Raw genomic sequence first — 25,649 nt, 5'->3', positions numbered from 1 at the left:
TCCACTCGAGGAACGAAGAAAGGCGACGCAGATCATGACGATTTCGAGGATTCCCCGCTTCTACAAGCTCTCCGTGGAGGAGCGCCACCTCGAGCTCCGAGGGCGGCTCGGCCTCGATGACGAGGACGTACGCACCCTCGCCGGCGGAGCGCTCTCGATCGATGCCGCGAACAACATGATCGAGAACGTCATCAGCACCCACGCGCTCCCGCTCGGGCTCGGGTTGAACTTCCGGGTCAACGATCGCGACTACATCGTCCCGATGTGCGTGGAGGAGCCTTCGGTGGTGGCCGCTGCGTCGAACGCGGCCAAGAGCGTGCGCGACGGCGGCGGCTTCACCGCCGAGGCCGATCCGCCGATCATGATCGCGCAGGTGCAGCTCGTGAACGTGCCCGACACCGAGGCGGCGACCGAGGCGATCCTCTCCCGCCGCGCGTCGCTGCTGGAGGCGTGCGACGAGGCGATCCCTTCGCTCGTCCGGCGCGGCGGCGGCGCGCGCGACATCGAGGTGCGCACCTTGGTTCCGAGCACGGCGCGCGTTCCGAGCACGGAGCACGTCCCGGGCACGGAGCAGGGGCGCGGGATGCTCGCCGTCCATCTGCTCGTCGATTGCCAGGACGCGATGGGCGCCAACATGGTGAACACCGTGGCCGAGGCGGTCGCCGGCCGGCTGGCGGCGCTCGCGGGGGGCGAGCCCGGGCTGCGCATCCTGTCGAACCTCGCCGACCGGCGCCGGGTGCGCGTGCGGTGCTTGGTGCCGCTCCACGCGCTCGAGACGAAGGAATTTTCGGGGGAGCGCGTGCGCGACGGGGTCATCGCCGCCAGCCGCTTCGCGGAGCTCGATCCGTACCGCGCGGCCACCCACAACAAGGGCGTGATGAACGGGGTCGACGCCGTCACCCTGGCGACCGGCAACGATTGGCGCGGCGTGGAGGCCGGTGCCCACGCGTACGCCGCGCGCGATGGCCGCTACCGGCCGCTCTCGATCTGGCGGCTCGGCCCCGGCGGGGTGCTTCAGGGCGAGCTCGAGATGCCCATGGTCATCGGCACCGTGGGCGGCACCACCCGGGCGCACCCCGGCGCGCGGCTCGCGCTGAAGCTGCTCGGCAACCCAGGCGCCAGCGAGCTGGGGATGGTCATCGCATCGGTGGGGCTCGCGTCGAACCTGTCGGCCCTTCGCGCCCTGGCGTGCGAGGGGATCCAGCGCGGGCACATGTCGCTCCACGCGCGCTCGGTGGCCATGACGGCCGGCGCCACGGGCGCGCTGGTGGAGCAGGTCGCGCGCGAGCTCTCCGAGCTGGGCGACGTGCGCCTCGAGCGGGCCGTGGCCATCCTGGCGCGCATCGAGGCCGAGAGCCGGCGCCCGGCGGCGGCGCACGGGATCGTCGCGCCGCCTGCGTGAGCCGCGGACGAAGTGTGCGCGGACGAAGCGTACGCGAAACCAGCAGAACGATGAACCAACGACGAGACGACGAAAACGGCGGAGCGGAAGAGAGCGAATGTCTTACTACCTGACGAAGGCGCGCGAGGTGACGTGGACGGAGTGGAAGGAGGAGTTTTCGGCCCTCTTCGATCTGCTCGCCGGCTGGCTCTTTGGCGCTACGATCAACCATGCCGCCGAGGAGTCGTTTCGAGCGCAGAACTATGTGGCGTTCGTCGACCGGCGCGGGATCGAGCGGGCGCGGCTCGCGGACATCAACGGCTTTTACATGCTCGAGTGCCTGGTGAAGCGCGGGCTCGGCGTTCCGCTCGATCCGGAGGTGGTGCAGCACCTCGCGCAGTTCGGCAACGGCACCCTCTGCGGCTGGTGGAAGCGCGACACCCTCGCCTCCGGCAAGTCGTATTTCAAGGGCCGCAGGCCGGTCAAAATCGTGCACGACGTCGACGACACGGCGTGGTGGCTCAAGCTCCGCGGCGTACCGGCCACCGACGCGCACCTCCTCCCCTTTCTGTCGCAGGACTCGCTCCCGAGCGGTTTCTACGAGGCCGCCCGAGCATGCGGGGCCGATCCGCGCTTCATCCTGCGCACCTGGGAGAAGCGCGAATGGCACAAGTGGGACTGCGACCTTTTGTGCATGGCCAATATGATCTCGGCGCTGCCGCGCGGAGACGAAGCCGCGTCGACCGAGCTCCAGGCCCGCGTTTTTCAAGAGAACGCGCGCTTGATCAACGCGGCCGTCGCCTCCGATTACGAGGCGCTGATGATGTACTACGAGCCCAAGGTGGTGGGGGCGTTCCTCCTCCTCTTCTACGATCGCGAGCACCGGCCCTTTTTGACGGACCGCTCGCGGGAGGTGCTAGGTCGCGCCGTCGAGCGCGATCTCGCGCGGCTCGATCGCGAGGAGCTGGGCTCGCGGTGGGCGGGCGACGATCGCAACACGTACATCCACGGTTACAACCTCCAGTGGCGCAACGCCGTTCTGCCGCTGCTCTTTGCGACGTACACGCGCCGCCACCTTCTCTCCGCGGGGAGCAGCGAGCGGCTCCTCGCGCCGCCCGGCCATGCGCGCGACGAGCACGAAGTGAGGAGAATCGCATCATGATCCCGACGGCCAAAGACGATCCCCGCCGCGCCTTCGCGGACCTCGCCGGGCGCGTGCGCCAACGGGTCGACGCGGAGCTCGAGGCGTGCCTCGATGCGATGCTCGACCGCGCCCGCCGCTACGGCGCGCCCGTGGCGGAGACGGTGGGCGCGCTGCGCGCTCTGGCGCTCCGCGGAGGAAAGCGCTTCCGACCGACCCTCCTCGCCGCCTCCTACGAAGCGTGCGGCGGCGCGGGGGGCGCCGACGCGGTGGTCATGGCGGGGGTGGCGCTCGAGCTCCTGCAGGCGTACTTGCTCACGCACGACGACTGGATGGACGGCGACGACATTCGCCGCGGTGGTCCCAGCGTGCACGCGGCCCTGCGCCAGGCGTTTGGCTCGCCGCACATGGGCGCGACCTCCGCCGTTCTCGCCGGCGATTTGGCCATGGGCTTCGCTCAGAGGGTGCTGCTCGGCCTTCGGTTTCCTCCCGAGCGGCTCGTCGATGCCAGCGTGGAGTTTGCGCGCATGCAAATCGACGTGGTCTTCGGACAGCTGCTCGATGTGCACGCCGAAGCATCGGACGCGGCGGCGGTCGAGCAGGTGCACGATCTCAAGACGTCGAGCTACACCGTGCGCGGCCCCGTTCTTTTGGGCGCGGTGCTCGCCGGCGCCCCGACGGCAACGCGCTCCGCGTTGGAGCGCTTCGCCGATCCGCTCGGCATCGCCTTCCAGCTGCGCGACGATCTGCTCGGGACCTTCGGCGATCCCGCGGCCACCGGGAAACCCTCCGACGGCGATCTGCGCAAGGGCAAGCGAACGGCGCTCGTGGTCGAGCTCCTCACCGATCCCGGCGCCCGCGCGCTGCTCGATCGCGTCCTCGGCCATGAAGACGCCGATCCGGCCGACGTCGATCGCGTCGTGTCGCGCATGGTCGAGTCGGGGGCACGCGCGCGGGTGGAAGCCCGCCTGGCGGCGCTCTTGAACGAGGCTACGACGGCCCTCGATGCGACGCCGCTCGACCCCGCCGCGCGCCTCTCGCTCCATGGCGCGGTGTTGGCGCTCGGGGTGCGCGAGCACTGACCTTTGGTCCGATGGGCCCGTCCGGCGGGCTCTGCGGGCGTGGCGGCGCGCTGGCGATAAGCTCGGATGGCGCGTAAAAACGAAGGATGAAGCTCGCGATCCGTCCTCTCACACCGGATCTCTGGCCCGCGCTGGAAGACCTCTTCGGCAAGAGCGGGGCGTCGAACGGCTGCTGGTGCATGTATTGGCGGATTGGCAGCCTTTATCGGCAGCGGCCGCGCGAGGAGAACAAACGGGCGCTCCGGCAGATCGTGAAGCGGGGGCCGCCGCCGGGGCTCCTGGCGTTCGAGGGGGAGACGGCGGTCGGCTGGTGCCAGCTCACCTCGCGCGATGATTTGCCATGGCTCGATCGCGGCCGGATCCTCGCCAAGGTCGACGAAATGCCCGTGTGGGCGATCTCGTGCTTTTACATCCGCCGCGGCCATCGCCGGCGAGGCGTTACGGGGCTGCTCATTGCGGCCGCCGTGAAGGCCGCCAAGCTCGCGGGCGCGCCGGCCGTCGAAGCGTACCCGGTGGACGCCGAGCAGTCGCCGTCCGCCTCGTTCACCGGGTTTGCGTCGACCTTCACGCGCCTTGGCTTCCAAGAGGTCGCGCGCCGGAAGCCGGCGCGCCCCATCATGCGGTACGACTTCGGCGGCGCGCGCTAATCAGCGTTCGCCATCCTCGAGCCGAAGGCGCACGGAGAGGCCGTAGGCGGGAGTGCACGCGGCGACAGGCTACCGCCTTCAGGCAGAAACAACGCTCCTCCTGAAGCCCGGAGTCTGTAGCCTGTAGCCATCGCGCTCCGCGATTAAGGCCAGTTTTGGCCGTTGCCGGGGGCGGTGGGCCCGAGCGACGGAGGTTCGATTTGGAGCCCGAAGAGCGTTCCGGCGTTGGTCATGGCGTAGGCGCGGTGGCCAAAGGCGGAGGGCGTTTGCGCAAAGCCGGTGGTCATGTTGAAGCCGTCGATGACCCGGCCGTTGCGCGGGGAGAGGAGGAACAAGCCGTAGCGGGTGGTGCCCACCAGGAGCGCGCCGTCGATTTGAACGGGCGCGGTGACGCCGCCTTCGGGCACGTCGTTGCGCCAGACCATTTTTCCGGTGCCGGGCTCCAAGCCCCAAAGGCCGGTGGTGCCGCTGGAGGCGAGCAGCAGCTTGCGCGCGGGCACGGTGGGACCATCGCGGTCCGGGCCATTCGGGTGCGGGGCGTGGGCGGGCTCGCTGAACAGCACGAGATCCGTCACGCCGCGGGCTTGGTCGTTGCTCCACACGCGCGCCCCGCTCTCGGCGTCGAGCGCAAAGACGCCGCCCGCGTAGCTGGCGACGTACACGACATTGCCGGAGCCGGGAATTTCGTCGGGCACCGGGGTGGTGTCCACGTCGAGGTAGCGCGGGGCCTCGCCCGAGGGCGAGGACTGCTCCGCCTCGGCGGAGAGATCGACGGGCGTCCAGCGCTCGGTGCCGTCGCGGGCGTCGTAGGCGACCACGTGCCCGTCGGAGTAGGCCAGGTACACCTTACCGAAGGCGGCGGCCGGCCCGGAGTAGCCGGCGATCTCCATGCCCAGCGCCGAGGTGCGGTGCGCTTGCCACTTCTTCTTGCCGGTTCGGCGGTCGACGGCAAAGAGCTGGTCCGCGCCGTTGGCGAAGTAGAGGTTGTCGCCGTACTTCACCGGGCGCCGGGAGATCTCGGCGCCCGAGAAGAAGCGCCACACCAGCGAGCCATCGAAGGCGCGAACAGCGTAGAGCGCGCCGTCGTGCGAGCCGAAATAGACGATGTCGAGCTCCGGATCGTAGAGCGGCTCGCACTGCACCACGCCCAGTGTTTCGAAGCGCCAGATGGTGCTGCCGTCGCCCGCGCGGAGCGCGTAGAACCCGTGGTCGGCCGTTCCCAAGAAGATCCGGCCGTGGCGCGCGTCGATCTCCGTGCGGCCGCGCTCCCAGTCCTCGCCCGTGGTTCGCCCGGCGGCGGTGACGGTGCGCTTGACCAGCACCGACATCAGGTTCGCGGGGCGGTGGTACCAGAGCGGCACCTCCGGGCTGATGCGATCGTTCGCGGTGTCCGCGGTGGCGCATCCTGCGCCGGTCGCGCCGAGCCCGAGCACCACCGAGAGCGCCAGCGCCCGGTGCGCCCACCCGCTTCGCCGTTTCATGGTTTGGAGACTCACTGCCCTCCGCCCCCCGGAGGTGCCGGCGGCGCGCCGCCGCCCTGTTGCTGTTGCGCCTTGCGCATCGCTTCTTGAATGGCGCGCATCTGGGCTTCGTTGAACTTGCCGCCGCCGGCGCCGCCCATCAGGCCGCCCATACCGCCCATGCCACCCATACCGCCCATCGGGGCCTTGGGCGGGACCGCGCTGGGATCGAGGGCGCGCAGGCGATCGTCCGCGAGCTGCGCCAAGAGCGGGTACGCCTGGCTCTCGCCGGGTTTGCTCGTGCGCTCGTGCACGGTCTTCAACAGCTCCTTGGCTTTGTCCTTGTCGCCCTTGGCTTGGTAGACGCGCGCCTGGTGGTAGATGCCGAGCTCCTTGAAGCCCTGCACGTCGGTGCTCTCCAGCTCGTGGAAGCGCTTGATCGCCTCGTCTTGCAGCTTCGTCTTCTCGTCGCCGGTGGCGTTCTGCGCCTTGAGCTCGTACGCAAAGCCGAGCCCCTCGAGCGCGCGCCCGCGAACCTCGGCGTCGACGCGCGCCAGCGGGGAGCTGCTCGCGTCGTTGAACGCCGCGATGGCGCCGTCGGCGTCTTGCTTGTCGAGCAGCAAGGAGCCTTCGCCGAGCCGCGCCAGATAGGCCGCGCCGGTGCCCGTATACTTCGACTCGACCTCGCGGTACTTGCCGAGGGCCGCCTCGCGCCGATCGGCGGGGGTCTTGAAGATGGGGCGCGGATCCTTGGGACGGTCCGGATCGTCGTCTTCTTTGTCGGGATCGCCGATGCGTCCGCGCTCGTCGGCGACGGCGGTCGCGAGGGCGACCGAGGCCGCGCCCTCGCGCTTGTTCTGCGAATAGGCGTAGACGCCGAAGCCGATGCCGACGACCGCCACGGCGGCCGCCAAGATGCCGACGACCTTCTGGTTCTTCTTGACCCACTTGGAGAACTCCGCCGTCTTCTCGATGAGCGGATCGGCGTCGACCGCGGTGGCGACGGCGCGCTTCGGCGCGGGGGCCTTGGTGCCAATCTTGGCGAGGCGCTTCGAGGCAGCCGCCTCCAACCCGCCCTTTTTCTTCCCCTTGCCCTTGGCCTCGCGGCGGCGCTCCGCGAGCTTGGCCTCTTCGGCCCGCGCGATGCGCTCCACCTCGTCCTCTTCGCCAAGCGCGGCCACACGGCGCGCGATGGCTTCGGGCATCGCCTTGGCCTCTTCCTCGTCCTCGCTCTCGGCGCTCGGCGCGTCCTCCCCCGCGGGCAAATCCGCCTCGTGGGCTGCTTCGTTCACCGGCGGTTTCTCGGTCGCGTCGTTCGCGTCAGTCGCGTCATGCGCGTCCGAGTGAGTCTCCGGTGCATTCTCGTCTTTGGGTTGGTCCGCCACGTTTCGCCTCCGATGCGCGGAAGACTATTATTGCCCAGGAAGAGTGGGGTCAACGCTTCCCGCATCCCACGGTTCGGGAGGGGGTGGCTCGATCTCTTCGCTGTGCGGCAAAAGCCAGAGGGCGCGAATGCCAGCCGGGCTGGCAAGCGCAACGTCGATTCGCGAGGATTTTGCGGTTGGATCGAGCTCCAGCACCCGGACGATCCCCTCCCCGCCCCCGGAAACGGGCGCCCCGTCGACCGTGCCTTGGAGCGCAACCGGATCCTTTCGGTCGGGGTGGCCGGCGTCGGCCGGGTCTTTCGCGTCGCCCAGGAGCACCAGCAGGCGGAGCGGGCCCCGGTCCGGTCGGGGGAGCCGTACGGTGATCTCGGGGCTCGGGGTGCTTCGGGCCCAGCCGCCGTGCGCTTCGTCCAGGATTTTCGCCTCGTAGGCGAAGCTCAAGGCGTCCAGCATCGGCTCGGGCAGGCCCGCAAAACGCCCGAGCGGCGCGCGCAGCTCCTCGCGCGCACCCAAGGTGACGAGGGCGCGCGCCACGTGCGGGCGGGTGGGCACATAGCGCTCGGTGGCGAGCGCCGCCAGGAGCGGTGCTTTGGCCGAGGGATCGCCGATGGCCGCGAGGGTGTCGGCGATGTACGGGCGAAAGCGCACATCGCCGAGGGTGCGAACCAGGGCTGGCACGGCGGAGCGCTCGCGCAGCTTGGCGAAAGCCGCCAAAATCTCCTTCGCGCGCTCCAGATCGAGCGCCGCCGCGCCCGTGCTCCACCAGGCCACGAGCTCCGGCGCGCCACGGGCATCGCCGCGCTCGGCGAAGGCCAGCGCCGCGCGACGCTTCCACTCCGGTTGCCGCAGCGCCTCTTCGGCGATCCGCGATGGCGCCTCGCCCAGGCGGACCAGCGCCAGCGCAGACCCGCGCTGCACATCGGCGTCGTCCGCCTTGGCCGCGGCGCGACGGAGCGCCGGGATGGTCACGGGGGCGCGCAGATCGAAGAGCACCTCGGCGGCCTTGCGGCGAACATCGAGCCGTACGTCGTCGAGCAGGCTCGCCACGTCCTCGGCGGCATCCACGTCGCCTTGCGAGCCGCGCCGGAGCGCGTCGGGCCAGCCTTGCGCCTCGCCGCGCTCCAACCGGCCGTGCTCGCGGGCGATGGCCGCCGTCAGCTGGCGCAGCTCCCTCATCTTTGCAACGGCGGCCGGCTCGGCGCCCAAATCGTGCTCTTCGCGCGGATCCGTGCGCGGCTCGTACATGGCGCACGCACCCGCCTTGCGCGCGCAAACCAGGCGCTCGGGGCCACGCGCGAGCAAGGTGAAGTCGTCGGTCTCGGCGAAGGCCAGGCCCGCCCCATCGGCCGTCTCCGGCCGCCCGGCCCCATCGGACCGCCCCGCCCCATCGGACCGCCCCGCCCCATCGGACCGTGCGCCCCTATCGGCCCGCCCGGCGATGAGGCTCCCCAAATCCCGCCCGCGCAGCCGCGCCGGCCTGGGGATGCCGAGCGCGGAGAGGGTCGTCGGCAAAAGATCGATGGTCTGCACGGGCTCCGAGACCCGCTTGGGCGCGCCCCCCGCGGACACGATGAGCGGCACCCGCACCTGCTCCTCGTACACGGTGGTCCCGTGGTAGCGGCCGCCGTGCTCGCCGAACTCCTCCCCGTGGTCGGCGGTCACGATCACCACGGCGCCCGGCCGCTTGTCGCGCACGCGCGCGAGGATCTTCCCGATGCCCGCGTCGGCCGCGGCAACCTCGCTGTCGTAGCGATCGCGATCGGTCGGCGCGTCGGGCGAGCCAAAGGGGTGCTCGGGGTGCATCACGTACGGCTCGTGCGGCTCGAACAAGTGCACCCAGAGAAAGAGCGCCCGCGAAGGCTGCGCGCCGCGCTCCAGGTAGCGCGCGACCTGGTCGGCGCGCTCGTCGGCCGAGGAAAACTCGACCCTGCGGTATTCGAAGTCCAGCCCGGATTGTTCGAACTTGGTGAAGCGGGGCGCGTCGATGAAGAAGACCGCGGGCGGGTAGAAGGCGGCCGTCAGGTGGCCGTACTGGCGAAGCAGCTTGGCCCATGTCTCCGAGTCCTCGCCCAGGCCGACGAGGAGCAACGGCCGCATGTACTTGCCCGTCATCATCGACGTGATCGAGTACGAGGTGTGCGGCGTGGGGCAGTACGCCCACTCGAACAAGGTCCCCGCGGCGGCCAGGCCATCGATGTTCGGCGTGGTGGGACGCTCGTAGCCGTAGGCGCCCACGTGATCGGCGCGAAGCGCGTCCACCGAGATGAGCACGATGTCGCGCCCCGACCAGTCGAGCGCCCGCGGAACCTCGCCCGGCAAGATTTTGGCGCTGGTCACCTGGGCGCCGCCCGCCGGCCCTTCGTCGGCATCGTCCGGCGGTGGCGCGATGGCCGCCGCCACCCGCACGGCGCGGCCCATCAACGGTGCGTGCTCGAGGAGAACCAGCCGCAGGTTGTCGATGGTCGAAAGGCGGCGCGCGGCCCAAGGCGTGACGAAGATGCCCGCCACCGCCAAGGTCGAGAGGACGAAGCCCGTACCTTTGCTGCCCCAGAGGAGCCTCGCCGCCAGCGCCGCGGAGCCGAGCATCGCCACGAAGAGCGCGAGGTGAAACGCCGGGTAGAGACGCGGGAGCACGAAGGCGTCCGCCGCCCAGCACAGGGCCGCCGCCGCCGCCCCCATGGCCGAGAGCGTCCCCGGGCGCCGCGCCCCGAACGCGACCGCGCGCGGACAGGCCGCATACACGATGGCGCCGGCGACGACCGTGAGCACGGCGACGAACGGGACCCGCACCGCCAGGCTCGCCATATGCCGTCCGCCCGAGACCCCCACGGCCACCGCGGCCGATCCGAGCGCCGCAAAGACCCCGCACGCGATCCGCGCGCTGCGATCGAAGACGCTGCGGCGTCCGAGCTCCCCGAACAAATAGGCGAGCACCGCCCCCGGCAAGAGGATGGCCAGCACGATGGGGCTCACGAATTTGCGCGCGGCGCCCATCTCCCACGTGCCCGCGAAGAGGGCGCGGTAGCCGATGCCCACCGCGATGTGCTCGGCCACGAGGAGCACCGTCCACACGGCCAGCACGGCGCCCACGCGACGGTAGGCGGCGAGCGCCAGCGCCGTCTTGCCGGATCGGCCCGTCATCCCGCCTCCTCGCGCACGGCGATGGCCACGTCTGCGCGGCGCACGGCGCGCTGCAGATCCGGATGTTGCTCGAGCAACGGATCGGACGCGTGCAGCGCGCGGGCGTCGGCCTCGATGCGCTCGATCCACGGGGGCGGACGGAGCGGATCGAGGTAGTGGAGCTCCTCCCCGCTCCCCGACTGGCGCGTTCCCCCGAGCTCCCCTGCCCCGCGCAGCTCCAGATCGGCCTGCGCCACCTGGGCACCGTCGGAGAGGCGGCAGAGCGCGTCGAGCCGCTGCTGCGCCAGGGGCGAGAGGGGCTCGTCGTGGACGAGCAAGCACGTCCCCGGCCGCGCGCCGCGCCCCACCCGACCGCGCATTTGATGCAGCTGCGCCAAGCCGAATCGCTCGGCGCCGTCGACGATGATCAAGGTCGCCTCGGGCACGTCGATGCCCACCTCGATCACGGTGGTGCCGACGAGCACCTGCGCCTCGCCGCGCCGGAACGCGCGCATGGCGGCCGCTTTTTCCTCGGGGCGCATGCTGCCATGGACGAGGGTCACGATGTGGGGACCCAGCGCGCGCCCCAGCTCCTCGGCCCGAACGATGGCCGCGTTCGAGGGATCGTCGTTCGGATCGTCGGGATCGACGTCGATCCGCGGCGACACGAAGAAGGCGCGCTCGCCCCGCGCGCAGAGCGCCCCCAGGCGCTCGATCACCTTGGCCATGCGCGCGCGCGGCCAGGTGCGGGTGACCACCGGGGGCCGGCCCATCGGCCGCTCGTCGAGGCGCGACGTCGGAAGCTCACCGCGCAGGGCCAGGGCCAAGGTGCGCGGGATGGGCGTGGCGCTGACGGTGAGCAAATGCGGGCGCGTGCCCTTTCCAGCCAGCCCTTTGGAGGCCAGTGAGAGACGCTGCGCCACGCCCAGGCGGTGCTGCTCGTCGACGATCACCAGCGCCAGATCGGCGAACTGTACGTCTTGCGAGAGCAGCGCGTGCGTGCCCACCACCACCTTGATGTCGCCGCGCGCGATCCGCCCGAGGGTGCGCCGCCTCACCGCGCTGCGATCGGCGCCGGTCACCAGCCCGAGCTCGCCCCCGGCCTGGCGCATCAAGGGGCGCGCGGCGTCCAGGTACTGCTCGGCGAGCACGCCGGTGGGCGCCAAGATGGCCACCTGCGCGCCGGCCGCCACGCACTGCGCCGCGGCCGCCAAGAGAACCGCGGTCTTGCCGGTGCCCACATCGCCGAGCAGGAGCCGCCGCATCGGCGCCGTCTGCGCGAGATCCGCGCCGATCTCGCGAATGGCGCGCTCTTGCGACGCCGTCAGCGCAAACCCGAGCTCCGCGCGCAGCCGCGCGAGCGCAGGCTCGTTTCGCGGGAGCGCGCGCGCCCGGCTCGCACCCTCGCCCGCGACGCCCGCCCCCAGACGCGCCCAAACGTGGGTGAACGCCTCCGCCCAACCCAAGCGCTCCCCGAGGCACGCGCGCGCCGCGTCGGCCGGCGGCTCCGCGAGCACGCCGCCGCGCCCGTGAACGGCGCGCATCGCGGCCAACAGCGGCGGCATCTTCTCGCGCGATGCGATGCGCGCCGGCACCGGATCCGATACGCCTCGGGGCGAATCGAGCGCCGCGGCGATGGCCTTGCGCACGGTCGCCTCGGCGATCCCCAGGCGTGGATAGCGCGCCCGGACGATGCGTCCATCGGGGCCATCGAGCATGAAATCGGGGTGCGCCATCAGCCGCTTTTCGACGTTCAGGCGCCCCACGAGCAAACACGGCTCCCCCGGCTTGGCCGCCGAGAGCACGGCGTGCGCCATGAAGAACCACCACGCCGAGATGGTCGGCTCCTTTTTTTTCGCGGCTCCTCCCGAGTCGGCCGCCCCCGAGGGAGGGTCCGCGACGATCACCCGCACCGCCCGTCGCCCGCGCATCGGCACCACGGTCGCCGACTTCACGATCCCGCGAACGCAAACCCGCGCACCCCCCGCGTCCGCGCGCCCGAGGTCCGCACCGCCGGCCGGGTCCTGCAGCACCTCCGCGACCGAGCGCGGCGCGCGCAGATCGTCGAAGGCGATCGGCAGGGTCCACACCAGATCGCCCACGCAGGTGATCCCCCGCTCGGAGAGGGTCTTCCCGGAGCTCGGGCCGATGCCGGGAAGCTTCTCGACCGGATCGCTCCAGGAGATCCCCCGCTCGCGCTCGCTCTCAGGCACGCTACTTGGTCGCTCTCGGGAACGCGCTACTTGTAGATGACGTCCAACACTTCGTACGTGCGGTCGCCGCCGGGCATGCGGACCTTCACCTCGTCGCCGACCTCTTTGCCGAGGAGCGAGCGGGCGAGCGGGCTGGTGATGCTGATGCTTCCCTTGGTCAGGTCGGCCTCGTCGGCGCCCAGGATTTGGTACTTCGTCTCCTCGCCGGTGGTGGCATTGGACAAGACGACCGTCGCGCCGAACGCGACCTTGGCGCCCGAGAGCTTGGACGGGTCGATCACCTCGGCGAGTGCCAGCTTCGCCTCCAGCTCCTTGATGCGCCCCTCGGTGAACGACTGCTTCTCACGCGCCGCGTGATACTCCGCATTTTCGCTGAGATCCCCGTGCTCGCGTGCGGTCGCGATCATCTGGATGATCTTCGGACGCTCCACGCTTTTGAGGTTGTGGAGTTCGTCGCGCAGCTTGGCATGCCCTTCGGGGGTGATCGGATTCTTTTCCACGGAGGGGGTTTTACCATAGGTCTATGGCCAGTTGCCGCTCGTCCAGGTAAAGGTCAAATAGATCGGAGGGGAACCATGGCCATCGTCGGTGCGCATCCAGAGCGGGGAATTCGCTTCATTTTGGAGCGCGGCGGCGGCATTCCCGAAGCGGTGACGCGCGCCGAAGCCGAATCGCCCGAGTCTCTTTCGAACATCCCCATCGGCAGCCAACCGGCCAGCGCGCGCCGCATCGCGATCGCCCCCACCCAAACCTTTTCGCCCCCGTACCGATACGAGGGTTACGCGTACACCCCCAAGGAAAAGCACCGCCTGGTGGTCGATGTCCTGGCCGACGGGACCGTCGATATCGGGGGCGATGCACCCGACGACATCCAGGATAAGACGCGCCTTCTGATGCGTATGTTCGTGCGTCATGCCGAAAGCGAAGGTACCGCCCCCCCAAGGCGGATCCTGCGCTGGCGTCCCGATGCCTGAACGCGCTAAACGTGGGACCGACATCATGTCGCGCCCCGCGGGTCCCCCCTCATCCTCCTCTGTGTCCTCCTCCTTGCTGTCTTTCGCTTCCTCTTCTCCTTCGCCCTCGCCTTCTTCTTCTTCTTCGTCCTCCCGAAGAAAATCGGCCGCTTCTTCTCGAGCTCGAGCTCCGAGGTTGGCCACGTGGGCGACGGCGGTGTTGCTTGCCGTGGGCGCGACCTGCCTGACCGGTTGCCCGATGCCGGAGTCCAGAACCGGGCTCACGTATGCGGCCAACGCGGAGCGCGACTACAACAAGGCGCTCGAGGAGTTCAAGGCGCACAACTGGCTCCAGGCGCAGGCCCTGTTTCGCGAGGTCAAACGCAAGTACGCGTATTCGCGCTATGCACCATTGGCCGAGCTTCGCATCGCCGACGCCGACTTCGAGCAGGATAAGCTCGGCGAGGCCATCCGCGGCTACAAACAGTTCGTCCACGACCATCGCTCGCTCAATGCGGAGGTGGCCTATGCCCGCTCGCGCATCGCGGAGGCGCAGTACAACCAGATCAGCGACTCGGTGTTGCTCCCGACCAGCGAAGAGCGCGATCAGGTGGCCACCCTCGAGTCGTTCCGCGAGCTCAAGAGCTACCTGCAGGACTACCCCGACGCCAAAGAGAGCGCCCACATCTGCGATCTGCTCGAGAAGGTGACCATCAAGCTGGTCGGCCACGAGCTCTCGGTCGCCCGCTTCTACCTGGCCAAAAATAACTTCGACGCCACCATCGGCCGCGTGCAGTACGCCCTGCGCAACTTCACGGCCGATCTCACCTGCCGCCACACCCCGAGCGCCCCCTTGGCCGCCGGCGAGCCGAGCGCCTTGCGCACCGAGTTTGGATTGCTGCCCGACGCGCTGCTCTTGCTCGGTGAGACGTACTTGAAGATGCACCGCTGGGACGATGCCCGCACCGCGTTCAACACCTTGGTGAAGCGCTACCCCGAGAGCGCGCTCGTCTTTCAGGCCAACAACTTTCTCGAGTTCATGAAGGCGCGAGGAGTCTGAGTCATGACCGCTGCAGGGAATACCGGAGGCGGCTCCGGAGGTGGCACGAGTGGCTCATCTGGATCATCCGGGCACCCGTTAACGCCCGATTCGGGGGTGCCCGGGGCCAAAACGGTCCTCGTCGTCGACGACGAAAAGAACATCCGCCGCGCCTTGGAGCTGGTGCTCGCCGGCGAAGGTTACCGCGTGCTCCTGGCCGAAAACGCCGGCCAAGCGCTGCGCCTCCTGGGGAACCCCGAGTCGCCGGTCGATCTGGCCATCTTCGACGTGAAGCTGCCCGATATGAGCGGCCTCGACGCCCTCGAGCGCATCCGCCGCGACGAGGCCATCAAGGATCTGCCCATCATCGTCATCAGCGGCCACGCCACCGTGAACGACGCCGTGCAGGCCATCAAGCTGGGCGCCAGCGACTTCTTCGAGAAGCCCCTCGCCCGCGAGCGCGTGCTGGTCAGCGTCAAGAACGTCCTCGAGGCCGCCCAAACGCGCCGCGCCCTGGCCGAGGTCACGCGCCTGCAGTCGCAGCGCTACGAGATGATCGGGCAGGCCCCCGCCATGGGCCGCTTGTTCCACGACATCGAAAAGGTGGCGCCGACCAAGGCGGGGGTCCTCATCACGGGCGAGAGCGGCACCGGCAAGGAGCTCATCTCGCGCGCCATCCACCGATTGAGCCCGCGAACGGACGGCCCATTCGTCAAGGTGAACTGCGCCGCCATCCCGCGCGAGCTCATCGAGAGCGAGCTTTTCGGCCACGAGCGCGGCGCCTTCACCGGCGCGCAGGCGCGCAAGCGCGGCTTCTTCGAGCAGGCCCACGGCGGCACCCTCTTCCTCGACGAGATCGGCGACATGGACCTGGTCGCCCAGGCCAAGGTGCTTCGCGCGCTCCAATCGGGCGAGATCTCCCGGGTCGGCAGCGAGCACGTGATGCACGTGGACGTGCGCGTGCTGGCGGCGACGAACAAAGACCTCTCCAAGGCGGTGGAGCGCCAGACCTTCCGCGAAGATCTGTTCTTCCGCCTCAACGTGTTCCCCATCCGCAGCCCCGCCCTGCGCGAGCGCGTGGAGGACATCCCGCTCTTGGCCGCGGCCTTCATGAAGGCCTTCGCGCGCGAGAACGGCACCAAGGAGAAGCCCATCGATCCCGAGGTCGTGCGCGCGCTCATCGCCCGCAAATGGCCCGGCAACGTGCGCGAGCTGAAGAACGTCGTCGAGCGCATGGCCATCCTCTCCGGCGACCGGGTCACCATCGCCGATCTGCCGGAAGATCCGCACGAGAGCCCCTTCGGCGAGGAAGACGCCCCCGAGCCGGCGGGCGCCGAGTCGCCGTCGATCCTCCCCGCCTCGCCCGAGGGCGATCACGATCACGACGAGCACTCGCCGTCGGGTCCCCCGCCCGTCCCCGGCAGCTACATGACCTTGCGCGAGTTCCGCGAGTACTCGGAGCGCAAGTATATCGTGGACACCTTGAAGCTCACCGGGTGGAACATCTCACGCACGGCCGTGATTTTGGGGGTGGAGCGCACCAACCTGCACAAGAAGATCCGCGCCTTCGCCATCAAGCGGGGCGAGGGCTGAGCGCGCGCAGCCGCGTGGCCAAGAGCGCGGCGAGCAGGCCCGCGAGGGCGGCGGCGAGGTAAACGGCGGTCGTTCCGGCGCGGGCTTGCAGCTGGCCGCTCACGAAGGTGCCGGCGCCGTACCCGGTCCACATGAAGGTCGCGAGCCACGCGAACGTCTCCGTGCGGTACCCCGCGGGCGCCGCGTCGCCCAGCGCCATCTGGTCGAGGCTATCGCGTGCGCCGGCGAGCAGGCCGCAGGCGAAATAGAGAACGCCGAGCCCCGCGAAACCCCGCACGGCGCTCATCCCCGCGAGCAGCGCCCCCGTCGCGAGATGAAGCGCCGTCAGCTGCGCGCGCGCGGTGCCCGCCCAGGTGCGCGCGCCGAACGCCAGGCCGCCGGCGACCTCCCCCACCGCCAAGGCGCTGCTCAAGAGCCCCGCCGCGCCTTCACCATGGGCCACGATGGCGCCGCCCACGTGCATCGCGCCAAAGCCGAAGGTGTCGAGCGCGGTGATGCCCAGGAGCAGGAACACCTGCGGCTCGGCGACGGGGCCCACGAGCCGCCGCAGGCCATGCCGTCTGCCGTCGTGCGCACGGGGCGCGGCGCGGGGGTCGGGCTCGAGCCCCGCGGGCGCACGGGGCTCGATGCGGGCGCTCGCGGTGGGCGCGACGCGGGCGAGCGTCGGGCTGGTCGCGAGCAAGCAATCGCCTGCGATTTTGGCGCACGCCGCCAGGGCGAGCGTGGCGTGCGGCGAGACGGCGAGCGTGAGCGCGGCGACGACCAGCGGGCCGGCGACGAAGGCGGCCGAGTTGAGCGCCGCGTCCATGGCGTAGATGGCGCGAAGGCTGTCGGCGGGGATCCGCGACGGCCACTGCGCGCGCGTGATGGGTGACGCCGGCGGGGTGCTGGCGCCCGTGACCATGGCCGCGAGCGCGAGGTGCGGGAACGGAGCGTTGGCGCGCAGCGCGGCGAGGAGCGCGACATAGCCCATCGCATGCACGGCGATGGCGACCGAGAGCGCGGGCCTAGGGCCGAATCGATCGGCGAGCCGCCCGCTCACGGGCGCGCAGAGCGCGAGCGCGAGGGCGTGGCACGTCAGGACGGAGCCGGCCGCCGCGTACGAGCCGCGCGCATGCAGCACCGCCAGGAGCACGGACAGCCCGAACATGGACGTGGTGATGCGGCTGAGCGCAGCGGCCCCAAACAGGCGCACCACGCCCTTTCGCGCGAGGAGGGCACGATAGGTGGGCATCGGTTCTCGTTACGGTCTAAACTCACCATGGACGTAACGTCGACCCCTTCACCTGGCAACCTCCAAAATGGATTTAGCCCGTAACATGCGGCGGCAAGCCACCTTCGCTGTCGAGCTGGTCAACCTCGCCACCCCGGGCGAGCGCCAGTCGCACCCCTACGAGCCCGCAAAGGGCCGCACCTTGCGCCGGCGCTTCTCCGAGCATCTCAGCCCCCCATGGTCGGCCATGCTGGCGGACGTCCCCAAGGCAGGCGCCCGCCTGACGCGCGTGGCCAACGCGTTGCGCGCGGCCTTCACGGCGCAAACGCCGGCGGAGGCGGCGGCGGTCCTCAATGTGCTGATGCGCCGCTACCGAACCCGCCCGTACCTCACGGACGACTTCGACGAGCCTTTTCACCTGCACTTCCACGGGCACGGGCTCACCGCCGTGGAATCGCTGGCCGGCGAGCTGGCCGTGGGCCTCGCCCTCATGATGGACACCTATGGACAGAAACGCTTCGGCGTCTGCGAAGCGCACGCCTGCGACCGCGTCTACGCCGACTTCACCCGCAACGGCTCCCGCTGCTACTGCAGCGACGCGTGCAGCGCCCGAAGCAAAATGGCCGCGTACCGGCGGCGGCAGGCGGGAGAGGAGTAAACGCCGCCTCGGCCCGGGCGGCCCCGCGGAATGTCTTGGCTCCCTTCGAAGCTCGCCCGCGCCATCTCGAGCTCGGCGTCCGAGAGCGCGGCCGCGTCATCGTCGATGCCGTCCAACGGGAGCAGCGCACGTGCGCCGTTCTGCGGGCTCGAGAACGTTCGAACGGGGCGCTCGGCGGCGACGACTACCGGCGGCGACGACCACCGGCGGCCACGACCACCGGCGGCCACGACCACCGGCGAGACGGGGCCGGCGAGAGCAGCGCCCGCACGCGGTCGGTCCGTTCGTGCACCAGATGGCGGGCGCCTCCTCGCGGGCGCGGCGCGCCTGTCGCCGTGTCGTCGGGTACTAATGCGCCGCAGGCGATTCGCGAACGTGTTGGTCGGCGAGCTTCTCCCGCACCATCACGAAGGTCGCGACCCCGACCAACGTCACGATCGCAAGGACCAACGCCACGTTCCCGCGCCGCTGGATGGCCCGCACCTCCTGATCGGCGATCGACGGCCGCCCAATGCGGGCAAGCGCCGCATCGACGGGCTGCCCCAAAGGCGGGGTGAGCGCGGCAAGCGAGCGGTAACCACCGGAGGGGATCGGCTTTTCCGCGAACGAAAGCTTCGGCCGCCGCCCCGACATGGCCCGCCGTACGTCGCCCAGCATGGCGTAGGCGCTCTCGTAGCGGTCGTGCGGGTTGGGGTTGAGCGCGTGATGCAGGATGGCGACCGTCGCCTTCGAGATGTTTGGAAGGTCGCGCAAAAGATCGTCGTTGGCGCTCTCGCCCTTCGGCGACCGTTTGCAAAGTGCAAAGTACATGCATGCGCCCACCGACCAAACGTCCCCCGCCTCGGTGGCGCGCGCGCCCTGCCAGCTGCTTCGCTCCGGCGCGGTAAAGGCGCTCACCCGCATTTCGGCCAACCGGTCGCGTGCATCGGCATGGCTGGCGCGGCCGGAGGGGCCCTCGAGGCTGAGCGAGGGCGTCATGGCGAAATCGCAGAGGCGGACCGAGCCGTTGGGGGTTAGAAGCAGGTTCGTCGGTGTGAGCGCACCGTGCGTGATGCCGTGCGCATGGGCCATCTCGAGCGCATCGAGCAGCTGCTCCCCCATGCGGAGGACCTCGTGCTCCGTGAGCGTGCGCTCGGCCGCGACCGCCGCCAGCGAGCGGGCCTCGAGCCAAGGGCGAATGACGAACGGCGCCCCGTTCTCGTCCACCCCATCTTGCGTGATGGGCACCACCCGCGGGTGGCGGAAGCGGTTGGCCGCATACACCCCACGCAAGAAGAGCCGCTGCGCGTCCTTATCCTCTACTGTGCAGAGCTTGAGCACCGCGTGCTCGCCGCGCCCTTCGTCTCCCGAATAAACCTCATAGGCTGCCGAGACGGGGCCCACCCCAAGCAACCGCGCCAAACGCCATCCTCGAATCTTCGACCCAACGAGCGGGATTTCGCCCATATTTTCCAAACTTAAAGTGTAACTACGCTCGCCTTCGCGCGCGCGAAAAATCGTCGTCGTGCATCAATCCTACATCCGCTTTCGCTGCTCACCTTCGAGCCCCGCAGAGCTCCACGAAGACCTTCGAGCGACCGCATCGCGCGCCGGCGCGCGCGCGGTCGGTTTACGAGGTGCCCGTCGAGCCGTATCCCCCATGGCCGCGCGCGGTGTCGTCGAGCGCCTCGGTCTCCACCAGCTGCGCCCGCGCCACCGGGGCAATGACCAGCTGCGCGATGCGGTCCAACGGCAACAGGGTGACGGCTTTGGCGCCGAGGTTGACGAGCAGCACCTTCACCTCACCGCGGTAGTCCGAGTCGATGGTCCCGGGCGCGTTGAGGATGGTCAGCCCATGCTCGAATGCCAGGCCCGAGCGCGGGCGCACTTGCCCTTCGAATTGGGGAGGAATGGCAAAGCGCAAGCCCGTGGGCACCAGAACCCGCTCCAGCGGCTTGATCCGCAGGGGTTTTTCGAGCGCAGCCACCAGGTCCAGTCCTGCCGACCCCGCTGTTTGGTACCGCGGGAGTGGAACCGGCACGGGGCCTGTATGGGCCACGGCAATCATTAAGTCAGGGACCATGCCCTCTTCCGTAACACAGCGTGGACCTGCGCCGAGGCTCTTGCTATGCCGCAGCTCGTGAAGAGCGAAAAACGCGAGCTGGTCCTCATTCTCGACTTCGGCTCGCAGTACACGCAGCTCATTGCGCGAAGGATTCGCGAGCAGCGCGTTTATTGCGAAATACACCCGTGCACGCTTCCCATCGAGAAGGTACGGGCGATGGCACCGCGGGCGGTCATCCTCTCGGGCGGCCCCTCCAGCACCTACGACGAAGGCGCTCCCCTCGGCGATCCCCGCGTCTTCGATCTCGGGGTCCCGGTTCTCGGCATCTGCTACGGGTCGAACCTCATCGCCCAATCGCTCGGCGGCAAGGTCGAGCACGCCCCCGCGCGCGAATACGGCGCCGCCCGGGTGGTGGTCGAGCGGCCCGAGGGCATCTTCCATCGCTTCTCCAAGCGCGAGACCCTCGACGTGTGGATGTCGCACGGCGATCGCATCGTGGCCCTTCCGCCGGGCTTCACCACCATCGGCGTGTCGGGCAACACCGCCTTCTGCGCCTTCGGAAATGTCGAGCGCAAGGTCTACGGGCTGCAGTTCCACCCCGAGGTGGTTCACACCCCGCGGGGCAGCGACATCCTCGCGTCGTTCCTCTTCGACGTCACGGGCCTCTCGCCCACGTGGACCCCGGGCTCGTGGACCGACGAAGCCATCGCCGCCATCCGCGATCGGGTGGGTCCCGACGAGCACGCCGTGTGCGGCCTCTCGGGCGGCGTGGACTCCTCGGTGGCCGCTGTGCTCTGCCACAAAGCCATCGGCGACCGCCTCACGTGCATCTTCGTCGACAACGGCGTCCTTCGCGAGGGCGAGGTCGAGCAAGTCGTCGCCACCTTCCGCGAGAACTTCCACTTGAACCTCATCGCCGTCGACGAGAAAAAGCGCTTCCTCGACGCCCTCCGCGGCGTGACCGACCCCGAGCAAAAGCGCAAAATCATCGGCAAGGTCTTCATCGACGTGTTCGAGGAACAGGCGGCCAAGGTCAAAGGCGCCCGCTACCTCGTCCAAGGCACGCTCTACCCCGACGTGATCGAGAGCGTCTCGTTCAAGGGCCCGAGCGCGGTCATCAAGAGCCACCACAACGTGGGCGGCCTACCCGAGCGCATGAAGCTCGAGCTCATCGAACCCTTGCGCGAGCTCTTCAAGGACGAAGTGCGCGCCGCCGGGCAGACCCTGGGCATGCCGCACGATCTCCTCTTCCGGCAGCCGTTCCCCGGCCCGGGCCTGGCCATCCGCTGTTTGGGCGAGGTCACCCCCGAGCGCCTCGAGGTCCTTCGGGCCGCCGACAGCATCGTGACCAGCGAGATTCAAAAGGCCGACCTGTACGAGACCATCTGGCAAAGCTTCTGCGTGCTCCTCCCCGTCCGCTCCGTGGGCGTCATGGGCGACGGCCGCACCTACGAAGAGACCTGCGCCGTCCGCGCTGTTCGCTCCGTGGACGGCATGACCGCCGACTGGGTTCCCCTCCCCTACGATCTGCTCGCGCGCATCTCGAACCGCATCGTCAACGAGGTTCGCGGGATCAACCGGGTCGTCTACGACATCTCGTCGAAGCCGCCGGCGACCATCGAATGGGAGTGATGGCTGCGCTCCATCAGCTGCGGCAAGCCGCCGTACTGGGCATGGTAGGGCTGCTCGCGGCCGCTGGCGTGGGAGGCTGCGCCGGTGGAACCCCGCCGCGCACGGTCTCCTTGCGGATGCACGGTCAACCGGAGACCGCCACCGTCACCGTCGACGAACAATGGATTGGCAACCTGGCGCGGGTCACCCGTTATGGGGTGGCGCTTCCACCGGGGCGGCACCGCATCACCGTCGAAGCGCCGGGTCACTTTCCGTGGGATCGGTTGGTGGATGTTAAAGAGGGCGATCCACCGGTTCAGCTGGATGTCGCGCTGGTGGCGATACCGGACTGATCGTTGGCTGATCGGGAGCTGCAACCGGACGGCTCGTCGCCCGATTGGCTTGCATAGCGGACCGATCCGCGAATGTTCTTCAATAAATCGTTGTATTTCGGGAGGAACCGTGGCACGAGTCCCGCCTCCTCCTTTTTTCACATTTCTAAAGGACTGACCTGAATGTCGAATCGCGCAATTTGGAGCATGAGGAAGCGTCACGAGTGGCTGGCCAAGGCCCCCAAGACCCGCCGTGTAAAGCGCGCGACGCGTCTTCGTTGTGGATTGCAGGACGCGATCGACCGCAAGGGCACGAGCACGCCGCAGTCTTCGTAGTTCGGCGCTCCGGCGCTCCGGCGCCCGAGTTATCGGGCCTGGTACTCCTAGCCTACTAGGGTCTCTCGGATTCACCCGGATCGTTCCGGTATTTCACGAGGGCGTGAGCAAAAAGCAACAGGGCCGGTACGGTCGCGAAGACGAGCGCAAGCTCCCGCGACGACCGGCTTGCTGACGCTGCCGCCAAGTGAAGCAGAACGATGGTCGGAAGCACGGCAAGCATGGCCGCAACGGCGACGTGCACGCGCACTTTCGCGTGGGGGCCGCGCATGCAAGCCGCGAGCAATGTCAGCGCGCTCCCCGCCAACGCCGTGATCAGCGCGGCGACTGCCCGTGCACCGGGGCCGGAGGTGCCCGTATCTTTGGCGGTCTCGCCGGAGCTGGAGCTGCCGGTATGTGAGCGCGTCGCGCGGGGGCCGGAGGTGCCCGTATCTTCGGCGGCCTCGCCGGAGTCGGAGTCGCCGGGATGCGAGCCCGTCGCAGGGAGGCCGGGCGTCCCCGTATCTTTCCTGGCTTCGCCGAAGCCGGAGCTGCCTGGATGCGAGCCCGTCGCACGGAGGCCGGATGTACCCGTATCTTCGGCGGCCTCGCCGGAGCCGGAGCCGCCGGTATGGGAACCCGTCGCACGGTCCGTACCGTTCGCGCCAGCATCTGCGCTGGTCGCACGCGTTGTACGGTTCGCGCCAGCGCGGTCGCCGGCCGCTTCGGCCTTTACGTCTTTTTCGTCCTTTGCGTCCCTGACGTCGTTTTCGACCGTGCGCGTCAGCGGAACACTCGCGCCTGTTTTCGTGACGCGCAACCCGTGCGCGCGATCGACGAAATCGACGCCATCGAACACGAAGTCCCCGGTGCGCGGCACCGGCGGAAAGTACCCCTGAAGATCGATCCGGGGGCATCCCATCAGCACGGCCCCGCCGAGGAGCGAGAGCGCGATCCCGACCGCGACCGGTCCGGCCGCGTTTTTTTGCGGGCTACGGCCAAGGGCTTCCAGCGCAAGCCTCTCACTGCGCGCGCGCGCGTTGGCGAGCGTGGCCCACACACCTACCCAAGCACACACAGGAATGACGGTCCATGTTCGGCCGATGCGAATGGACCAAGCGACGCCGCCCTCGTCGGTCGCGGTCGTGAGGAGAAAGGCGACCGCCAGCGCCAGGCACGAAAAAACAAGAGCCCGGCTTGCGTACCGGACATCCCACTTCAGACACCCGCGCAAAATGGAAAAGAAGAAAAGCTTGGAAAAAACTTCGACCACCACGTGTTACAATACACAGTAAGGCGTCGTGCTCGGATGCTTCTCCTATCCAGCGCTCATGCGGCAAGGGAAAACCCTGGCGGGTACGACACAGGCTCGGGCTTCGCGCGAGCGGCCCACAACGGAAACACTCGCTGCGGCGGCGGGATCTTCCCGTTGACCCCCGAGTGCCGGCACGTCCGGAGGAGGTAACGCGTCATGCAGAGTACCAATGGTCCCAAACCGAAGGGGCTGTCTCGGTAACAACTGACGCAAGCTGCTCTTGGCAATCGTGGCATTTGTAGGCCGCCAAGGGCCCGTACGGAATCGCAGGCCATGCCCTGCCGACTCCGACGGCGGTCGTCCGTAAGCGTCCCGAACACCCCCTGAAAATCCCGGCGCCCCCTATCGCGGGGGACCACTCATGGGATTCTTCGGGAATGGGGCCAGTACCGGCGGCCCGGGTGAAAACAAACCTTCACCCGGGCCGTTGACTTATTTTCGTCGGCCCACCGTCACCACCGCTCTTGACGTGGACCGTAAGAGAGCGCTAGGTAGCGTTCTCGGTCGGTAGAGCGCGGGAATAACTCAGTTGGTAGAGTGCCAGCTTCCCAAGCTGGATGTCGCGGGTTCGAATCCCGTTTCCCGCTCTTCAAAATACGCAAAATCGTCGAGAAATGAGGCCAGTTCGGGGTGCAATCCTAGCTGGCCTTCTTCGTTTGCTCCCCACTTGCCATCGAATGCTCCCCACCTGATGCGGAGAAGAGGTGGATCACGCGTGCGATGGCCTTGCGTTGCTCTCCCCCGTTCACGGTCGAGTAGAGCTCCTGCATCGACGCCGTCAGGTGACCGGAGATCGAACGCGTGACGATGTCGTCGACCTCCGCGGCGCGCTGCAAGTCGTTGAACGTTCGCCGTAGCCCCTTTTGGGTGAGCTTCTTCCCCAGGCGCAGATCTTCGGCGACCTCCGCCATGGGCTTGTGAGAACGACGGTGCGCGAAACCCGCCCGTGATGGCCGGGAAAAGGAGATCGGAGTCCTGCTGCTCCGGCGTCCTGAGCTGCGTCTCGACGTGCCAGCGAAGGACGCCCATCGCCTCCTCGGGCAAGTTCACACCATAGCGTCGCTGTTGCTTCGTCGTTCGCATCACGTCGTCGCCGAGCGAGTGCGATCGCCGAACGTAGATGCGCCCCGTGTCCCATTGCACATCGGGTTCTGGGCCACGACGACGCAGCGGGCGGAGCGAAGAGGGCCGAAGGCCCGTGACGAATTGCGCGCGCTTGATGCGGAGCTGCCGAGCGCGAACGGATACAAGGGAACCGACCACGAGCCGGTACCCGATTACGGCGGCCTTCGGTCGGTCTTTGCGCTGCAGATCCACCGCGGCAGCGTGGAGCAACCCGCGAAGGTCAGCTTCGGCGTGCGCGGCCTCGACGAACAAGAGGCGCTGCGCGTGCTCGCGATGCTTGCAACCATTCGACCTTCGATGATCCCGCTGCTCGCGCGCGGCCCCCAAGCGGCACAGGAAAGCGTTCTCGTGGACGCTTCGCGACGGCTCGCCGCATAGCACGCCGCCACAGGAACGAGACGCTGCGCGGAGAAGATTTACGGAGGATGCGGTTGGAGCAGCGTTGAGGAGGTCTCCCGACGAGTTGACGCCAATCGCGCCCGCAGACCCAAGTGCAGGGCCCGGCAAAAGGATCCCGGCATGGTCGAAGAAAAGTGCGCGATCGCCTAGCCGAGCTACTTCCAATATGCCAAGTTCGACTTGGCGGCGCCGGCGCTCAACCTCACGATGCAAGAAGCTCCTAGGACGGGCGTAAACGCTTCCCATTTCGGCGTGCAGGTCGGGAGCACCGAAGATGTCACCGTGGCGTGGTCGCGGTTCAAGCAGGCGGGGCTCGAGACGTTCACGGAGGAAAATACCGCGTGCTGCTACGCCATGCAGGACAAGGTCTGGATACGCGATCCCGACGGGAACCATTGGGAGGTCTTCGCTCGGACGCCCCGCCCGATGTGCAATCGTCAAAGGAGTTTCAGGGGGCGTGCCCGGCGTCGGCCACGGTGATGCAGCTGGCGTTCTAGGCACCCGCGGATGGCCCGCTTGAGAATCACCGGCAACCGCGCCGGCTTCGGAACTCGTCTCCTCCGCGATGCGTGCTTCGCGCTCGAGCCAGTCGAGTCCCTGAGCCAACACCTGCCGGAAGACCC

At 68.9% G+C, this 25,649-nt stretch carries 22 protein-coding genes and 1 tRNA gene; 13 read left to right on the top strand and 10 right to left on the bottom strand.

All coding sequences use genetic code 11. The annotated features are described in order from the left end of the window. Window positions 1-34 precede the first annotated feature (34 nt). The 4 genes from LZC94_19935 to LZC94_19920 all read left to right on the top strand — a co-directional run bounded on the left by LZC94_19935 (window position 35) and on the right by LZC94_19920 (window position 4,251). On the top strand, window positions 35-1,402 hold the full coding sequence (locus LZC94_19935) for a hydroxymethylglutaryl-CoA reductase, degradative (GenBank protein WXB19486.1): 1,368 nt from the start codon (window positions 35-37) through the stop codon (window positions 1,400-1,402). 97 nt (window positions 1,403-1,499) lie between these two features. Next, entirely contained in the window at window positions 1,500-2,543 is a 1,044-nt protein-coding gene (locus tag LZC94_19930; GenBank protein ID WXB19485.1) for a hypothetical protein, read from the top strand. Continuing rightward, window positions 2,540-3,604 carry a polyprenyl synthetase family protein gene (locus LZC94_19925; GenBank protein WXB19484.1) on the top strand — a complete coding sequence of 355 codons (1,065 nt, stop codon included), beginning with the start codon at window positions 2,540-2,542 and terminating at the stop codon, window positions 3,602-3,604. The genes LZC94_19930 and LZC94_19925 overlap by 4 nt, the downstream gene beginning before the upstream one ends. Before the next feature lie 86 nt (window positions 3,605-3,690). After that, the gene (locus tag LZC94_19920; protein ID WXB19483.1) at window positions 3,691-4,251 is read left to right on the top strand and encodes a GNAT family N-acetyltransferase; all 561 of its coding nucleotides are present in this window, start codon (window positions 3,691-3,693) and stop codon (window positions 4,249-4,251) included. 143 nt (window positions 4,252-4,394) lie between these two features. On the opposite strand, the gene LZC94_19915 is transcribed toward LZC94_19920, so the two are convergent. The 5 genes from LZC94_19915 to greA form a co-directional block, all read right to left on the bottom strand. Further along, window positions 4,395-5,732 (bottom strand): PQQ-binding-like beta-propeller repeat protein, encoded by a 1,338-nt coding sequence (locus LZC94_19915; protein WXB19482.1) that lies wholly within the window; start codon window positions 5,730-5,732, stop codon window positions 4,395-4,397. Between the two features lie 11 nt (window positions 5,733-5,743). After that, window positions 5,744-7,003 carry a hypothetical protein gene (locus LZC94_19910; GenBank protein ID WXB19481.1) on the bottom strand — a complete coding sequence of 420 codons (1,260 nt, stop codon included), beginning with the start codon at window positions 7,001-7,003 and terminating at the stop codon, window positions 5,744-5,746. A 120-nt stretch (window positions 7,004-7,123) separates the two neighbouring features. Next, window positions 7,124-10,237, bottom strand: coding sequence for a sulfatase-like hydrolase/transferase (locus LZC94_19905; GenBank protein ID WXB19480.1), 3,114 nt, complete (start codon window positions 10,235-10,237; stop codon window positions 7,124-7,126). Continuing rightward, the gene (locus tag LZC94_19900; protein ID WXB19479.1) at window positions 10,234-12,429 is read right to left on the bottom strand and encodes an ATP-dependent DNA helicase RecG; all 2,196 of its coding nucleotides are present in this window, start codon (window positions 12,427-12,429) and stop codon (window positions 10,234-10,236) included. The genes LZC94_19905 and LZC94_19900 overlap by 4 nt, the downstream gene beginning before the upstream one ends. A gap of 26 nt (window positions 12,430-12,455) precedes the next feature. Beyond that, on the bottom strand, window positions 12,456-12,929 hold the full coding sequence (greA, locus tag LZC94_19895; GenBank protein WXB19478.1) for a transcription elongation factor GreA: 474 nt from the start codon (window positions 12,927-12,929) through the stop codon (window positions 12,456-12,458). A gap of 75 nt (window positions 12,930-13,004) precedes the next feature. Here greA and LZC94_19890 point away from each other — a divergent pair, with 75 nt between their 5' ends. From LZC94_19890 to LZC94_19880, 3 genes are all read left to right on the top strand, one after another. After that, entirely contained in the window at window positions 13,005-13,403 is a 399-nt protein-coding gene (locus tag LZC94_19890) for a hypothetical protein (protein ID WXB19477.1), read from the top strand. A gap of 238 nt (window positions 13,404-13,641) precedes the next feature. Then, window positions 13,642-14,442 carry an outer membrane protein assembly factor BamD gene (bamD, locus tag LZC94_19885; GenBank protein WXB19476.1) on the top strand — a complete coding sequence of 267 codons (801 nt, stop codon included), beginning with the start codon at window positions 13,642-13,644 and terminating at the stop codon, window positions 14,440-14,442. Window positions 14,443-14,445: 3 nt separating this feature from the next. Further along, entirely contained in the window at window positions 14,446-16,014 is a 1,569-nt protein-coding gene (locus LZC94_19880) for a sigma-54 dependent transcriptional regulator (protein WXB19475.1), read from the top strand. On the opposite strand, the gene LZC94_19875 is transcribed toward LZC94_19880, so the two are convergent. Then, the gene (locus LZC94_19875) at window positions 15,995-17,248 is read right to left on the bottom strand and encodes an MFS transporter (protein WXB19474.1); all 1,254 of its coding nucleotides are present in this window, start codon (window positions 17,246-17,248) and stop codon (window positions 15,995-15,997) included. The two genes, LZC94_19880 and LZC94_19875, sit on opposite strands and share 20 nt — an antisense overlap. A gap of 85 nt (window positions 17,249-17,333) precedes the next feature. Between LZC94_19875 and LZC94_19870 the strand changes: the two genes are divergently transcribed. Then, window positions 17,334-17,885 (top strand): CGNR zinc finger domain-containing protein, encoded by a 552-nt coding sequence (locus LZC94_19870; GenBank protein WXB19473.1) that lies wholly within the window; start codon window positions 17,334-17,336, stop codon window positions 17,883-17,885. A 348-nt stretch (window positions 17,886-18,233) separates the two neighbouring features. On the opposite strand, the gene LZC94_19865 is transcribed toward LZC94_19870, so the two are convergent. Both LZC94_19865 and dut read right to left on the bottom strand, forming a co-directional pair. After that, a complete protein-coding gene (locus tag LZC94_19865) occupies window positions 18,234-19,286 on the bottom strand; it encodes a protein kinase (GenBank protein ID WXB19472.1) in 1,053 nt (350 codons plus the stop codon). A gap of 208 nt (window positions 19,287-19,494) precedes the next feature. Next, on the bottom strand, window positions 19,495-19,947 hold the full coding sequence (gene dut, locus LZC94_19860; protein WXB19471.1) for a dUTP diphosphatase: 453 nt from the start codon (window positions 19,945-19,947) through the stop codon (window positions 19,495-19,497). A gap of 57 nt (window positions 19,948-20,004) precedes the next feature. Here dut and guaA point away from each other — a divergent pair, with 57 nt between their 5' ends. Both guaA and LZC94_19850 read left to right on the top strand, forming a co-directional pair. Then, window positions 20,005-21,561: a glutamine-hydrolyzing GMP synthase gene (guaA, locus tag LZC94_19855; protein ID WXB19470.1), complete on the top strand. Its 1,557-nt coding sequence runs from the start codon at window positions 20,005-20,007 to the stop codon at window positions 21,559-21,561. After that, on the top strand, window positions 21,561-21,893 hold the full coding sequence (locus tag LZC94_19850) for a PEGA domain-containing protein (GenBank protein ID WXB19469.1): 333 nt from the start codon (window positions 21,561-21,563) through the stop codon (window positions 21,891-21,893). Before guaA ends, LZC94_19850 begins: the two co-directional genes overlap by 1 nt. A gap of 370 nt (window positions 21,894-22,263) precedes the next feature. Here the strand turns inward: LZC94_19850 and LZC94_19845 are convergent, their stop codons facing one another. Beyond that, window positions 22,264-23,265, bottom strand: a complete 1,002-nt coding sequence (locus tag LZC94_19845) for a hypothetical protein (GenBank protein ID WXB19468.1) — start codon at window positions 23,263-23,265, stop codon at window positions 22,264-22,266. A gap of 751 nt (window positions 23,266-24,016) precedes the next feature. On the opposite strand from LZC94_19845, the gene LZC94_19840 reads away from it, so the two are divergent. Then, a tRNA-Gly gene (locus tag LZC94_19840) sits at window positions 24,017-24,089 on the top strand. A 51-nt stretch (window positions 24,090-24,140) separates the two neighbouring features. Here LZC94_19840 and LZC94_19835 read toward each other — a convergent pair. Further along, on the bottom strand, window positions 24,141-24,413 hold the full coding sequence (locus LZC94_19835) for a hypothetical protein (GenBank protein WXB19467.1): 273 nt from the start codon (window positions 24,411-24,413) through the stop codon (window positions 24,141-24,143). A 295-nt stretch (window positions 24,414-24,708) separates the two neighbouring features. Here LZC94_19835 and LZC94_19830 point away from each other — a divergent pair, with 295 nt between their 5' ends. Both LZC94_19830 and LZC94_19825 read left to right on the top strand, forming a co-directional pair. After that, window positions 24,709-25,005 (top strand): hypothetical protein, encoded by a 297-nt coding sequence (locus LZC94_19830; protein WXB19466.1) that lies wholly within the window; start codon window positions 24,709-24,711, stop codon window positions 25,003-25,005. A gap of 228 nt (window positions 25,006-25,233) precedes the next feature. Beyond that, on the top strand, window positions 25,234-25,506 hold the full coding sequence (locus tag LZC94_19825) for a VOC family protein (protein WXB20217.1): 273 nt from the start codon (window positions 25,234-25,236) through the stop codon (window positions 25,504-25,506). Window positions 25,507-25,649: the final 143 nt, after the last annotated feature.

Source organism: Sorangiineae bacterium MSr11954, from assembly GCA_037157815.1.
Classification (GTDB): domain Bacteria; phylum Myxococcota_A; class Polyangia; order Polyangiales; family Polyangiaceae; genus Pendulispora; species Pendulispora albinea.
Note: the sequence above shows the minus strand (reverse complement) of the source record. Positions and strands in the feature narration are given on the sequence as shown.